The sequence below is a fragment of the Pantoea sp. UBA4549 genome, assembly GCF_002387285.1.
Classification (GTDB): domain Bacteria; phylum Pseudomonadota; class Gammaproteobacteria; order Enterobacterales; family Enterobacteriaceae; genus Pantoea; species Pantoea borealis.
The window spans coordinates 630370-644694 of the sequence record NZ_DGLH01000009.1; the positions used below are offsets into that span (position 1 = coordinate 630370).

General features: G+C 54.5%; 11 protein-coding genes. All 11 read right to left on the minus strand.

The genetic code is table 11. The features are described from left to right. Positions 1-87: 87 nt before the first annotated feature. On the minus strand, positions 88-1767 hold the full coding sequence (locus B3041_RS09660; RefSeq protein ID WP_292971930.1) for a methyl-accepting chemotaxis protein: 1680 nt from the start codon (positions 1765-1767) through the stop codon (positions 88-90). Positions 1768-1884: 117 nt separating this feature from the next. Next, positions 1885-3564 carry a methyl-accepting chemotaxis protein gene (locus tag B3041_RS09665; protein WP_292971933.1) on the minus strand — a complete coding sequence of 560 codons (1680 nt, stop codon included), beginning with the start codon at positions 3562-3564 and terminating at the stop codon, positions 1885-1887. A gap of 165 nt (positions 3565-3729) precedes the next feature. Further along, positions 3730-5400, minus strand: coding sequence for a methyl-accepting chemotaxis protein (locus B3041_RS09670; RefSeq protein WP_065649512.1), 1671 nt, complete (start codon positions 5398-5400; stop codon positions 3730-3732). Positions 5401-5469: 69 nt separating this feature from the next. Beyond that, positions 5470-5967, minus strand: coding sequence for a chemotaxis protein CheW (gene cheW, locus B3041_RS09675; protein ID WP_065649513.1), 498 nt, complete (start codon positions 5965-5967; stop codon positions 5470-5472). A gap of 22 nt (positions 5968-5989) precedes the next feature. Next, positions 5990-7975 carry a chemotaxis protein CheA gene (gene cheA / locus B3041_RS09680; protein ID WP_206099912.1) on the minus strand — a complete coding sequence of 662 codons (1986 nt, stop codon included), beginning with the start codon at positions 7973-7975 and terminating at the stop codon, positions 5990-5992. Between the two features lie 10 nt (positions 7976-7985). After that, positions 7986-9002 (minus strand): flagellar motor protein MotB, encoded by a 1017-nt coding sequence (gene motB / locus B3041_RS09685; protein WP_065649515.1) that lies wholly within the window; start codon positions 9000-9002, stop codon positions 7986-7988. Further along, complete coding sequence (gene motA / locus B3041_RS09690) at positions 8999-9886, minus strand: flagellar motor stator protein MotA (protein WP_065649516.1); 888 nt, start codon at positions 9884-9886, stop codon at positions 8999-9001. Before motA ends, motB begins: the two co-directional genes overlap by 4 nt. Before the next feature lie 133 nt (positions 9887-10019). Then, positions 10020-10598, minus strand: coding sequence for a flagellar transcriptional regulator FlhC (gene flhC, locus B3041_RS09695; RefSeq protein WP_065649517.1), 579 nt, complete (start codon positions 10596-10598; stop codon positions 10020-10022). After that, positions 10598-10948 carry a flagellar transcriptional regulator FlhD gene (gene flhD, locus B3041_RS09700; protein ID WP_065649518.1) on the minus strand — a complete coding sequence of 117 codons (351 nt, stop codon included), beginning with the start codon at positions 10946-10948 and terminating at the stop codon, positions 10598-10600. Before flhD ends, flhC begins: the two co-directional genes overlap by 1 nt. A gap of 1081 nt (positions 10949-12029) precedes the next feature. Beyond that, positions 12030-13466, minus strand: coding sequence for an alpha,alpha-trehalose-phosphate synthase (otsA, locus tag B3041_RS09705; RefSeq protein WP_065649519.1), 1437 nt, complete (start codon positions 13464-13466; stop codon positions 12030-12032). Continuing rightward, complete coding sequence (gene otsB, locus B3041_RS09710) at positions 13463-14251, minus strand: trehalose-phosphatase (RefSeq protein WP_065649520.1); 789 nt, start codon at positions 14249-14251, stop codon at positions 13463-13465. The genes otsA and otsB overlap by 4 nt, the downstream gene beginning before the upstream one ends. Positions 14252-14325: the final 74 nt, after the last annotated feature.

Sequence of the window (14325 nt, forward strand, 5' to 3'; positions counted from 1 at the left end):
ACAAACTGTTAAGTGATTATTCTCTGATTGCTACGCTGCTGCCGGTACTTACCGGGTTAGCGGGCCGCCAGAAGCGGCCCGGCTGCGTTAAAAGGTTTCCCAGTTATCATCAGCGCCGCGTGCGCCAGGAGCGGGTGCCAGCGCTTTTTGTACAACCGGCGGTACCTTTTTCAACGCTGTAGATACGTTAACGGCCTGCGCGACAAATTCTTTACCAATATTGAACACAGCAACGGATTGTTTCAGGCGGCTGGCCTGCTCTTCCAGCGCCGCGGCGGCCGTCGCAGACTCTTCAACCAGCGCGGCGTTCTGCTGCGTGACCCGGTCCATTTCCGTCACGGCCACGCCAACCTGATCGATACCTTTGCTCTGCTCATCCGAAGCAGACGCGATTTCACCCATGATGTCGGTCACACGCGTAACGGCGCTGACGATCTCACTCATGGTTTCACCTGCGCTCTCCACCAGCACGGAGCCGGTATTAACGCGGCTGACAGAATCTTCGATCAGCGCTTTGATCTCTTTAGCCGCCTGAGCACTACGCTGTGCCAGACTGCGCACCTCACCCGCAACCACCGCAAATCCGCGGCCCTGCTCACCGGCGCGGGCCGCTTCTACCGCAGCGTTCAGCGCCAGAATATTGGTCTGGAAGGCGATCCCATCAATAACGCTGGTGATATCCGCAATTTTCTTTGAACTGCCGGCAATATCTTTCATGGTGCTCACCACGCCATCGACCACTTTGCCCCCCTGCTGCGCGGTCTCTGAGGCGTTAAGCGCCAGCTGCGATGCCTGACGGGCATTGTCTGCGTTCAGCTTCACCGTGGCAGTAAGCTGCTCCATGCTGGCAGCCGTCTGCTCCAGCGAAGCCGCCTGCTGTTCGGTACGTGAAGAGAGATCGTTATTACCCATCGCGATTTCACTCGCGCCGGTATAGATAGCGTCAGACCCATCGCGTACGGTACGCACCGTGCGCGCCAGCTCCTGCTGCATCTCGGCCAGCGAACGGAGCAGATCGCCCACTTCGTTACGCACGCTGACTTCAACACTCTGCGTTAAATCACCCCGCGCGATGTGACGGATATGTTCAATGCTCTGTTTCAGCGGCCGGATCAGCGCTGAGCGCATACCGCTCCAGACCAGCGTGATAACCAGCAGCGTCACCAGCAGGGTGCCCGCTACCAGCATGATGGCGTGACGATACGCGCGCTCATTGGCATCAATACCCTGTTGCGCCAGTCCCAGGTTGGTACTGAGCCAGGCGTTGTAATCCTTTTCAAATTTGTCCTGCAGACTCTGAGTCGGCTGATCAACAAAGCCTTTAAAGTTGCCTGACCCCAGGAATACCACCAGCTCAGCCAGCGCATCGCGATAGGCTTTATAGTTGGCCTGCAGCGCCAGTACATTCTGCGCACTCTTTCCCTGCTCCGAGAGGCTGGCATTAAAATCGGCAAAGCCCGCATCGGCGGTTTGCAGCTCATCATTGGCGAGCGCAACCAGCTCTTTCACCGTGGCACCCGATCCCGCCATCTGGCTATCCTGCAGATAGCGAATACCGGCGCGGTTCAGCGTATTACGCGCCTGCACCAGCGATACCCAGGAGGTGCCCATGGCGCGCTGCAGGGTACTGAGGCGCTGGTTATAGGCAAAATTATCTTTATCGGCTTTTACCGTTGAGAAGAACATCCCACCGGAAAAAATCTGCAGCAGCGCAAACAGCGCCAGCACGCAAAGCAGGCCGGAAACAACACGAATACGACTAAACATAAACACCTCATTGGTTGGCGAATCGCTGTAGTTATCGGCGCACCAGAGGCAATCTTTACAGGAGGGTAATAGCGGAAGTGGCCCTCTTCCTTTCAGCAGGAAGAGAGCCGGTTACTGTCAGAACGTTTCCCAGTTCGCATCGCCCGCGGTAGCGCTGGCGGTGGCAGTTTTACGCGCCGGGCTGCGCAGCGGCTGCGACTGCCTGGTTTCTGTCAGACGCTGGGTGGCCGGGGCTGCAGTACGCGGGATATGAAACACGGCGACCGACTGACTCAGGCGACTCGCCTGCGCTTCCAGCGACGCGGCGGCGGCGGCTGACTCCTCGACCAGGGCGGCGTTCTGCTGTGTCACCCGATCCATTTCAGTCACCGCGTGGCCCACCTGATCGATACCGCGACTCTGTTCATCTGACGCAGAGGCGATCTCGCCCATGATATCGGTGACGCGCGTGACGGCGCCGACGATATCGCTCATGGTGTCACCGGCGGTCCCGACCAGCTGCGAACCGGCATTAACCCGCGTGACCGACTCTTCAATCAGCCCTTTGATCTCTTTCGCCGCCTGGGCGCTGCGCTGTGCCAGACTGCGCACCTCACCCGCCACCACAGCAAAGCCGCGTCCCTGCTCACCGGCGCGTGCCGCTTCGACGGCGGCGTTGAGTGCCAGAATATTGGTCTGGAACGCAATACCATCAATAACGCTGATAATGTCGGCAATCTTTTTCGAACTGCCGGCAATATCGCTCATGGTACGTACCACGCCTTCCACCACGTCACCCCCTTTACGGGCCGTGTCAGAGGCGCTCAGCGCCAGCTGCGACGCCTGACGGGCATTTTCAGCGTTCTGTTTTACCGTGGCGGTAAGCTGTTCCATGCTGGCAGCCGTCTGTTCCAGTGAGGCTGCCTGCTCCTCAGTACGGGCAGACAGGTCATTATTACCGGCGGAGATTTCGCTGGCACCGGTGAAGATCGCATCAGAGCCATCGCGCACATCGCTGACGGTACGCACCAGTGACTGCTGCATCTCATGCAGACTGGCCGCCAGCTGGCTCATCTCATTGCGTCCTTCCACCTGAATCGGCTGGGTCAGGTCGCCGGAGGCGATATGACGGATATGCCCCAGCAGCGCGTGCAGCGGACGGATCAGCACCACCCGCAGGCCAAACCAGCAGCCGGCGATCACTGCAATGACCACCACCATCACGGCGGCCAGCAGCCACATCATGGTGGTAAAGGCGCGCTGATTCTGGACGACGCCTTTCGCCGCAAGTTCTGCCTGTGCAGTACGCCACTCTTCATAGGTCGCTTTCATTTTGACCTGGCGCGCCTCAATATTCTGCGCAAACATGCCCTGCAGATCGTTGGCTTTCAGGCGATCGAGCATCGCTTTCAGGCCGTCGTTAAAGGCGTTGTAGTCAGACTCCAGCCGTTCGGTTAACGCCTCCGGCAGACCCGGTGTGGATGGCAGGTTGTAGTAACGCTGGTAGTGATCGGCAGCCACGCTCAGCTGCTTCTCCGTCTGAGCAATCAGCGCGTTGAGCTGTCCGCCGTTGGTTTGCGTTGCCATACTGCCCTGCATACGCAGCATGGCGCGGTTAAGCACGGTACGGGTCTGATTAAGCTCAATCCACGCATCCGACATGGCGGCAACATTATTGGTAGAAGTCTGTGCGACGGCAAAAGCTTCTTTATCTTTGTTCAGCGCTGACCAGAACAGGCCGCCCGAGAGCAGCTGCAGCGCGCCAAAAATCAGCAGCACGGCGATCAGACTGGTAACGACGTTGATACGTTTTAACATGGTGTCTCCAGGAAGAATTTTGACACCCTGTTATCGACGCCAGCCGCAATTAATTGAGGTGGTTTACGCTTCTTTGTGCCTGTGCGGCCTTAATGAAGCTTTTGAGCCTGATTAATAACTAAAAAAACTGCCCTCTGTCACGTGTGACGGAGGGCATAACGGCAGTCAGAAGGTTTCCCAGTGGCTGTCCGCGCCTGCTGTAGTAGCGGCACGACGCGGCGCGGCTGCGACCGCAGGCGGGGCAATTTGCGGGTGGCGCACGCCGGCAGCCTGCGGCGTGCCACGCGTAATGCGGAACAGCGCCACCGACTGACTGAGGTGGCTGGCCTGCGCTTCGAGGGAAGCAGCAGCCGATGCGGACTCTTCAACCAGCGCAGCGTTCTGTTGAGTGACCCGGTCCATTTCGGTGACCGCCTCTCCCACCTGATCGATACCGCGACTCTGCTCATCAGATGCGGAAGCAATTTCGCCCATGATATCGGTCACACGCGTCACTGCATTCACTATTTCACCCATGGTTTCACCGGCGCTTTCTACCAGCACATAGCCACTGTTAACACGCTGGACCGAATCCTCAATCAGCCCTTTGATCTCTTTGGCCGCCTGAGCACTGCGCTGCGCCAGACTGCGTACTTCACCGGCTACTACGGCAAAACCGCGCCCCTGTTCGCCGGCACGTGCAGCTTCTACCGCTGCGTTAAGTGCCAGAATGTTGGTCTGGAAGGCAATGCCGTCAATCACACTGGTAATATCCGCGATTTTCTTCGAACTGCCGGCGATATCTTTCATGGTCGAAACCACGCCATTCACAACCGTACCGCCTTTCTGAGCCGTTTCTGAAGCGTTTCGCGCCAGCTGCGACGCCTGCCGCGCATTTTCAGCATTCTGTTTCACTGTTGCTGTCAGCTGCTCCATGCTGGCAGCCGTCTCTTCCAGTGAGGCAGCCTGCTGCTCGGTACGCGCCGAAAGGTCGTTATTACCGGCTGAAATCTCACTGGCACCGGTAAAGATCGCATCCGCTCCGTCGCGCACGTCGCTGACCGTGCGCGTCAGCGCCTGCTGCATCTCATGCAGGCTGGTCGCCAGCTGGCTCATCTCATTACGCCCTGTTACAACGATTGACTGGGTGAGATCGCCCTGCGCGATATGCCGGATATGCTGAATGCTCTGATTAAGCGGCTGAATAAGTACCCGGCGCAGCCCGGACCAGCACAGCAGGCTAACCGCAACCACTACGACCATGACGGCGCCAATCAGCCAGAGCATACGGGTATACGCCGTGCTATTTTCTTCTGCGCCCGCCTGCGTAAGACGGCTCTGATCGGCCCGCCAGCGCGTGTAATCAGCGTAGAAGGCGCTCTGACTCGGTGCTACCGGCGCTTTATACGCCTCGACCATATCCTTATTTTGCAGCGCGGCCTGCATAGCACTCAGCGCCTGACTGTAAGCGCCATAGCTCTGCTCCAGCTGCTGGTTAAGCTGTTTATCCAGTCCTGGCGTATCGGGCAGATTGTGGAATAGCGTAAAGTTGTCCGCTGCACGCTGCTGAAAATCGCGACTCTGTAAATAGAGCTCACTCACATCTGCCTCTTTCCCCTCCAGTTTGGCGGTGGTGATGCGCAGCAGCATACGCGTCAATACCACCCGGCTCTGGTTAAGGCTCATATAGGCATCGGTAATTGCCGCAAGATTTTGCGCGGAAAGCTGCGAGGCAGAAAAGCTGGTTTTGTCATGATACAGCGCCCGGATAAACAGCGATCCGGAGGTCAGTTGCAGAGCAGCAAAAAGTACCAGTACCACCAGCAGGCTGGTGACAACACGAATTCGGGTAAACATAATGGGGTCCATCGAAACAGGAAAGTGGGGATGAAAACGGGCCGCGCTGAGGCGGCCCGGCGGTAACGGTCAGACGCTGCGCAGCGTGTCCATCAGCGCCATTTCTTCGCTACTGAGCAGTTTTTCAATATCGACCAGGATCAGCATACGCTCGCCCAGCGCCCCCAGTCCGGTCAGATACTCTGTAGACATCGTCACGGCGAACTCCGGTGCCGGCCGAATCTGTTCGTGCATCAGCGACAGCACATCTGAAACGCCATCAACCACGATGCCGACCACGCGGTGTTCCAGGTTGAGCACAATCACTACGGTATTATCGTTGTACTCTACGTCCGGCTGCGAAAACTTCACGCGCAGGTCGATAATTGGCACGATTACGCCGCGCAGGTTAGTGACCCCTTTGATAAATTCCGGCGTGTTGGCGATGCGCGTGACCTGATCGTAGCCGCGGATCTCCTGTACTTTAAGAATATCGATGCCGTACTCTTCATCACCCAAAGTGAAAACCAGAAACTCCTGGCCGACGGTTTCGCCAGCGATTTTGGTCACGGTTGCCATGTCAGTCATATTTTTGCCCTTTATTTATCAGTTACGCTGCGGCACCGGCCACACGCTTTTCACGGTTCAGCGATTGCAGTGCGGACACATCCACAATCAGCGCTACGCTGCCATCCCCCAGAATGGTGGCAGCAGAGATACCCGGCACTTTGCGGTAGTTACTCTCCAGGTTTTTCACCACCACCTGATGCTGACCGATTAACTGATCGACCAGCAGCGCATAGCGGCGGCCCGCACTCTGCAGAATCACCACAATGCCCTGCGTTGCATCGGTTTTGGCATTCTGCACATCAAAGACGTTCCACAGCTCAACCAGCGGCAGATATTCGCCGCGGACTTCCAGTACACGCTCTCCGCCAGCCAGTGGCTTAAGCTCTTCTGCCGTTGGCTGCAGCGATTCCATGACGGCGTTCAGCGGCAGGATAAAGACCTCATCCGCTACGCGTACCGACATGCCGTCCAGGATTGCCAGCGTCAGCGGCAGCAGAATACGGATGGTTGTGCCTTTACCCTGTTTCGACGCAATCTCAACATGACCGCCCATCTCCTGGATATTACGCTTCACCACGTCCATACCCACGCCGCGCCCGGAGACATCGGTAACCTGCTCAGCGGTAGAGAAGCCGGGAGCAAAGATCAGCATGCCCACTTCTTCATCACTCATGCTGTCGCTGACCGGCAGACCTGAAGAGAGCGCTTTAGCCAGGATGCGCTCACGATTCAGGCCGGCTCCGTCATCGATCACCTCAATACAGATGTTGCCACCCTGGTGCTCAGCAGAAAGTGTCAGATTGCCGGTGGCCGTTTTATTGGTTGCCAGGCGTTTTTCCGGCGTTTCAATACCGTGATCCAGACTGTTGCGCACCAGGTGCGTTAACGGATCGATAATGCGTTCGATCAGGCTCTTATCCAGCTCCGTCGAGCTGCCCAGCAGCGTCAGCTCCACGTCTTTACCCAGCTTGCTCGCAAGGTCGCGCACCAGACGCGGGAAGCGGCTGAACACATACTCCATCGGCATCATACGGATCGACATCACCGACTCCTGCAGGTCGCGCGCGTTGCGCTCCAGCTGGCCCATGCTGTTGAGCAGATCGCCATGCGCGACCGGATCCAGTGCGCCGGAACGCTGCGCCAGCATCGACTGGGTAATCACCAGTTCGCCAACCAGGTTAATCAGCTGATCCACTTTCTCAACCGCAACGCGGATACTGCTGGATTCGCTCGATTTTGCTGGCGCCGCTGCCCGCTTGCTTTCGCGTTTTACGGCCGGCGTGATATCTGTCACCACTGCACTCTGCGGCTGAGCAGGTGTCGTTTCAGCAACAACGTCTGCGGCTACCGCGACCGGAGCTGCGGCCTCTGCCTGCGGGAAGCGGATCTGCGCTTCATCGATCACAAAGCAGAGCACTGCTACGATGTCATCTTTGTCGACACCTTCAATCGTGGCTTCCAGCGAGTGGGTACTTTTGACAACGTCGGTGACGCTGCCAAGGTTACTCAGCTCTTCCAGCATCAGATCTGGCTCTTTCTCTTTGAGATCGACCAGCTGCAGGCGCAGGCCGCGGCTGACAACCGTCGCCGCCGCAGGGGTATCGACTACCGCAGCAGCAGGGGCTTCAGGCACAATACCTTTCGCTTCCAGTGCCAGTTGACGCAGCGCCTCGCAGATGTAGTTAAAGCTTTCCGCATTAGGCTCCTGCGCAGTTTTATACGCATCGAGCTGTTCCTGCATAATATCTTTGGTTTCCAAAAACAGGTTGATGATGTCGGTGCTGAGCTGCATTTCGCCGCGGCGCGCACCATCCAGAATGTTCTCCAGGATATGGGTTGTCTCCTGTAAAACCGTAAAGCCAAACGTACCTGCTCCGCCCTTAATAGAGTGAGCGGCACGAAAAATGGCATTCAACTGTTCGGCATCGGGCTCCTGGGGATCCAGTCCCAACAGGTGTTGCTCCATGTCCGCTAACAGCTCATCGGCCTCGTCAAAAAACGTCTGGTAAAAATCGCTGATGTCCATGCTCACGGGATCACCTCGGCTGTGAGGGTTGGTCTGGTGTTACCGCACCCGCAGCGGGCGTTGCGGACGTGGCGGGCGCTGCCTGAGCCGCCGGAGCGGTCGGTGCGGTCGCCGCAGCCGCAGCCGGTCCGGCTGGTGCAGTGATAGTGGGAATCATGTGTGCCGGATCGCTGACCTGAACGGCATCGCTTTCGGCATTCTCTTTTTCAATGGCGGCTTCAGTATCATGGTTTAATACCAGCAGGCTGATACGGCGGTTGACCGCATCATCAGCGCCACGGTTCTTGAGCTTCATCGTGGCGGCCATCCCCACGACGCGCAGCATTTTGTTGCTATCCAGGCCCCCGATGACCAGCTCGCGCCGGGAGGCATTAGCACGATCGGCTGAGAGCTCCCAGTTACTGTAACCGCGTTCACCGCTGGCATACTGGAAGTCATCGGTATGGCCAGAAAGACTGATTTTATTCGGAATATCATTCAGCAGCGGCGCCACCGCGCGCAGAATATCGCGCATATAGGGTTCAACCTCCGCGCTGCCGGTTTTAAACATCGGGCGATTCTGGCTGTCGATAATCTGAATACGCAGCCCCTCCTGCACCATGTTGATAATCAGATGCGGACGCAGCGCTTTCAGGCGTGGATCGGCTTCAATCAGCTGATCGAGCTTTTCACGCAGCCGGTTAAGGCGGATCTCATCCAGCTGGCGTTTTTGTGCATCCATATCCACCTGTTTTCTGACTTCGCCCTTCTGCTGGGTCGGATCGTCTCCGCCCCCCGGAATCGGGCTCTCGCTATCGCTGCTGCGGGGTCCGCCTGTTACCGCCACTTTGAGCGGGGTTTTAAAATATTCTGCGATCTGAACCAGCTCCTGCGGATTCGCAATCGAGATGAGCCACATCACCATGAAAAATGCCATCATCGCCGTCATAAAGTCGGCATAGGCAATTTTCCATGAGCCGTGGCTGCCTTCATGCTTTTTATGTTTGCGCCGTTTAACCAGCACAATTGGGCGATTTTCATGCTTCATGAACTCTGGTCCGAAGTCTGTTTAGCCGGGTTTTTAGCGTTGCGCACGTGCTCTTCCAGTTCGGTAAACGAGGGACGCTCTGTGGAATAGAGCGTTTTGCGTCCGAACTCGACCGCGATCTGCGGGGCATACCCGTTCAGGCTGGAAAGCAGCGTGACTTTCACGCACTGCATCATTTTGGTGGTCTCAGCGCACTTCTGGCGCAATACCGAAGCCAGCGGTGAAATAAATCCGTAGGCCAGCAAGATGCCGAGGAACGTACCCACCATGGCGTGCGCAATCAGCGCCCCCAGCTCTGCAGCCGGACGATCGGCTGATGCCAGCGCATGCACGACACCCATTACCGCTGCAACGATGCCAAATGCCGGCAAACCATCGCCGATGGCGGATAAACTTTGCGCTGGTACTTCGCATTCATGCTCATAGGTCTCAATTTCTTCATCCATCAATGCTTCAATTTCAAAAGCATTCATATTTCCGCTGACCATCAGGCGCAGGTAGTCGGTAATAAAGTCCACTAACTGTTTATCGGTTAAAATACGCGGATAATTAGCGAAAATTTCGCTCTGCGAGGGATCTTCAATATCGCGTTCCAGCGACAGCATGCCCTGCTGACGGGATTTCGCCATCAGCCGGTAGAGCAGCGCCATTAAATCCATATAGACCGCTTTATTATATTTGGAACCACGCATCAGCAGCGGCAGTGCCTTTAGCGTTTTCTTAATGGACTTACCGTTATTACCGACCAGAAATGCGCCGACACCTGCCCCGCCAATGATCAGCAGTTCAGATGGCTGATAAAGTGCACCTAAATGGCCACCGACCATCAGATAACCGCCCAGCACGGAACCAAGGACCACGATATAACCCAGAATAATCAGCACAAAAACATCCTTACGTCCGTAACGTGTTGGTGGAAGTTAAGCCAGAGGGCCGCAGGCGATATTCACAAATCGGAGGCAAAAAAAAGCAGCGGGGGTAACCCGCTGCTGGATGGCTTCCACAATGCGAACATACTTAAACGGCGCGTTTAACCTGTTCATCCAGCAGTTGTGGAAAGGTATCGGCAGTATCTGCAGAAAGTTTACGTCTTTTTACGGCACGCGAAGGCGGCTGGCACAGGCTGCAGACAAAGCTGCCTGCGGGCTGATGTGCATGATTAATAAAGCTGCCGTGACAGCTTTTGCAGTCAGAGAGTTCCAGCATACCACTTTCAACGAATCGCACCAGGGTCCAGGCGCGCGTCAGCGCCAACAGCGGGCCCTCGTCCGATTGCGGACACTGCTCAAGGTAGAGACGGTAGGCCTGAATAACCGCCTCCACGCCGCAGCTTAAACCGGTTTTGAGTAAAAACTGCCAGGCGTTACAGAACATAGATGCGTGAATATTCTGTTCCCACGTCATGAACCAGTCGGTGGAGAACGGCAACATGCCTTTTGGCGGCGGCGCACCACGCAACTCTTTATACAATTTAATTAAGCGGCCGCGACTTAATTGCGTTTCACTCTCCAGCATCTGCAGACGGGCACCCAGCGTGATCAGTTCCATCGCCAGCTGAATATCGCGCGCTTCCTGAACGATACTTTTATCGCTCATTATACTGCCCTCTTTTTGGTGCTGGTTTCGGTTTTTGAAACGCTGCGCAGCAGACGGCTGGATAACAGGATACCGGTGTGAATTTGCTGCAAATCATCTACCCGTGATTCCTGGGTAAGACGATTAATTAAGTTATGGTCAGTAAAGCGGAACTGACATACAAGCTGATTCGTTTCAGCCAGCTTTACCATTTCAGGCAATGTTAACTGAGCCAGTGCATCTGCCATTGCTTCATCAATACCCAGACGAAACATAGCTGAAGGTTTTTCCTGGTTAATTAAGCGCTGCGCGAGCAGTAAATATGACAGATTGATGTCATATATATGTTTTAATAATTCTGATGTACCCATTTTTTCCATCCTGATAGACGCGGCATATATACGGCCACAGAATTTAATCTCTATGGTTCGGGTTGCTGGTTGGTAAATCTAAAGATGGCAAAAAATAAAATCAGTCATTAGCCAACATATATTTAAGTGTTTCATTTCCTACCGGGACATTCAGCAGTTTCAGTCAAAATTCCAGGCCATTCTTTTCCTGAGTCTTAACCTTCTTCCCTGATGTCTTTTTATCGTTTTTTAAGACTAATCCGAAAACAACGCAAATCTATATGGTCTCTATCCGACATACAACGTGAGTGGACCGGAATTTTAGATAAAGTGTGATATGGATCACACTTTTAAGGCAAATTTTTTAACCGAAGCATCAGGGATGCTTGCGTTTTGTATGTTTTTTAGTCAATTCCAATTTTTTTCGCTAATCTTTTCCTGGGAAATTTCCAGATTGTGATCGCGTCGTCATCTGTCAGGCTATACGGATCTTTTCGTTGTCATGTTGGGGTTAACTCATCACAACCCGCTACCCTGTGACTTTGCGGCAGCACAAAACACCGGAAAAGCACGGTTTTTATAAGTTTTAAATTAATCACTTACAGGGAATATTGCCGGAAGGCATCACTCTTACACCTTAAACGGTACGCGAAACGTGATGGCGCCTGAAAAATGGAGTGTCAAGACAATGTCAGCAAGATTGAGAAAACGAATATGGATGTAACCAGCTGTTACATTAACAAAATGAATGGGTGGTACAAAAAGCACACTGATGTATAACAAACATCGGCCTGGCCAGAGAAAACTTTAGCACTGATAACAAAACTTACAAAAATGCGGCTATTTTTGCTGCGAATCTCCCATAATGCTCGTTCATCAACTGGTTAGCGTTAAGCCTGATGAAATCGATTTTTTCTGTATTGCCGTTTCGGTTTCATTACCCTTTGCTGTGGCACATCCGGACGAGTGAATAAAAGTCAGTAAACGGGCTATGAAATATGCTTAGCCGGGTTTCTCTTTTCAATAAGGCTTTTTTGCTGGTGCCGGCAATAAAAAAGGGAGTGCATCAACGCACTCCCTCGTCATCGCTTTCAGTTATCCGTCATGCCAGCTTCTGAAACGTTGCAACTTTATTTTCCGTACCGTGATCGTCACTACGCGCGGACAGCGCATTGAGATCGTGCAGGAAGGTTTCGCGCCAGTGTGAGATATCCTGTTTACGCAGTACCGCCATCATATCGTTATAGCGGGTAATACGTTCCGTACGCGACATGGTCAGTGCTTTATCCAGCGCAGCAGCCACTTCGTCACGATCGTAAGGATTAACAATGAGTGCTGACGTCAGCTCATTCGCAGCCCCGGCAAAGCGTGAGAGAACCAGTACGCCCGGATCATCCGGATCCTGTGCCGCGACATACTCTTTGGCAACCAGATTCATGCCGTCGCGCAGAGGTGTGACCAGACCCACATCGGTAAGGCGGAAAATTTTCATCAGCAGTCGGCGATCAAAATGCTGGTTGAGATAATAGAGGGGGGTCCAGCCCAGCGTGCCATATTTACCATTGATGCGGCCCGCTTCTGTCTCCAGCTGATGCCGAATGTCCTGATAAGCCTGCACGTCGCCACGTGAAGTCGGTGCAATCTGCGAGTAACGAATTTTGCCGCGATGCTGCGGAAAGTTTTCCAGCAGCGCTTCGTAGGCCAGAAAACGCTCGGGCAGACCTTTGGAATAGTCGAGGCGCTCACAGGCGATAATGTTTTTAGCGTCACCCAGCTCACGCTTCATCGCGGCCATCTTGGGCGGCAGCGGCCCTTCTGCCATCTCTTTGATCGCATCAGGTTCAATACCGATTGGATAGACTTCGGTCATAAAGGTGTTGCCGAAAGCCCGATGCTTTTTCTCACCTTTGTTTTGCAGCTGCGTTTGCTGACTGAGGCTATCGAGAAACGCAACCCGATCGGATTCGGTCTGGAAGCCCAGCAGATCATAGTCGCTCAGCATCTCCAGCAACTCCTGATGCGGCGGCAGCGCATTGAAAATTTCCGGCGTCGGGAAAGGGATATGTAAAAAGAAACCGATACGGTTGGTCACGCCCAGTTTACGCAGCTCGGCAGCAAACGGCAGCAGATGGTAATCGTGGATCCACAACACGTCATCAGATTTAATCAGCGGCTTAAGACGATGAGCCAGCGCAGTATTGACCCGGCAATAGCCTTCCCAGGCTTCACGCTGATACTGCACCAGATCAAGCCGGTAGTGGAAAGCAGGCCAGATTACGGTGTTAGAAAACTGGCAGTAATATTGATCGTAATCATTCTGGTTAAGCGGGAACGAGGCGTAGGTGATCCCATCGTGCTCCAGCTTTGCGAGTGGCTCTTCTTCTTCACCCGCATATTCACTGATCTCGCCGTTCCAGCCAAACCATAAACCACCGGTGTTTTTTAGCGCATCAAGAATACCAACGGCCAGACCGCCTGCGCTGCTTTTACTTCCGTCGGGAATAGCAATACGGTTAGATACCACGACTAAACGACTCATAACCTGAACTCCTTACCAATATTGTCATGCTCTAATTGTAATAATAGTTGCTCCAGCCACTGCCAGACAGCTTCTGTGTCCGGCAGCCGGTAGCGCGCTTCAGTAGGGCCTTCGCCAACTTTGACAGAGAGACCCTGTAGCGCATTCACTGCAAGAAAGCCCTTTTCATCGGTCAGATCATCACCGACAAATACCGGAATACGTCCTGCAAAGGGAGCTTCCTGCATAAAGGTATTAATGGCTTCGCCCTTGTCGATTCCCCGGGGTTTGATTTCAACCACGCATTTGCCCGGCTGCAGCGTTAACTCAGAAAAACGGTTAACAATCTTTTCCGCCAGCTGCATGATGGCCGGCTCATGCTCAGGGGCATTGCGAAAATGCAGCGCAAATGCCATGCCTTTTGCCTCCAGCACGGCGCCTGGCCACTGACTGAATGCCTGCTCCAGTTCGTTCTGCAGCGCTGAGGCAACCGTATCTGGCAGAGCATGACGGTGTGTCTGACCGGTTGCATCGCGACGCTCTGCACCATGCACACCCGCCGCAGGCGCTTCAAGTGGCGCGGCCAGTTTATCCAGCTGGGCTATCGGCCGTCCGGACACCAGCGCCAGCGCACCGTGGCTGAGATTGGAGATTTGTTGCAGATGCTGACGAACACGGGCGGGAATAGTGACCTGATCGGGCTGTGCCTCAATCGCTGCCAGCGTGCCGTCAACGTCAAAAAAGAAGGCGTAAAGGCCGCCGCTTAACGACGGAAGGGTATTGATCTCGCTTACCACAGATGTCACGTCTCCTCCTTTTGTGAGTAATACATCAGGATGTTCAGAGGCGTGCAGCAGATAAAAATATTTAGGGTGAAACC

Excerpts from the sequence above, each read along its gene's own strand:
- B3041_RS09660 (WP_292971930.1), bottom strand. The coding sequence starts at position 1,767 with ATGTTTAGTCGTATTCGTGTTGTTTCCGGCCTGCTTTGCGTGCTGGCG.
- B3041_RS09665 (WP_292971933.1), bottom strand. The coding sequence starts at position 3,564 with ATGTTAAAACGTATCAACGTCGTTACCAGTCTGATCGCCGTGCTGCTG.
- B3041_RS09670 (WP_065649512.1), bottom strand. The coding sequence starts at position 5,400 with ATGTTTACCCGAATTCGTGTTGTCACCAGCCTGCTGGTGGTACTGGTA.
- cheW (WP_065649513.1), bottom strand. The coding sequence starts at position 5,967 with ATGACTGACATGGCAACCGTGACCAAAATCGCTGGCGAAACCGTCGGC.
- cheA (WP_206099912.1), bottom strand. The coding sequence starts at position 7,975 with ATGGACATCAGCGATTTTTACCAGACGTTTTTTGACGAGGCCGATGAG.
- motB (WP_065649515.1), bottom strand. The coding sequence starts at position 9,002 with ATGAAGCATGAAAATCGCCCAATTGTGCTGGTTAAACGGCGCAAACAT.
- flhC (WP_065649517.1), bottom strand. The coding sequence starts at position 10,598 with ATGAGCGATAAAAGTATCGTTCAGGAAGCGCGCGATATTCAGCTGGCG.
- flhD (WP_065649518.1), bottom strand. The coding sequence starts at position 10,948 with ATGGGTACATCAGAATTATTAAAACATATATATGACATCAATCTGTCA.
- otsA (WP_065649519.1), bottom strand. The coding sequence starts at position 13,466 with ATGAGTCGTTTAGTCGTGGTATCTAACCGTATTGCTATTCCCGACGGA.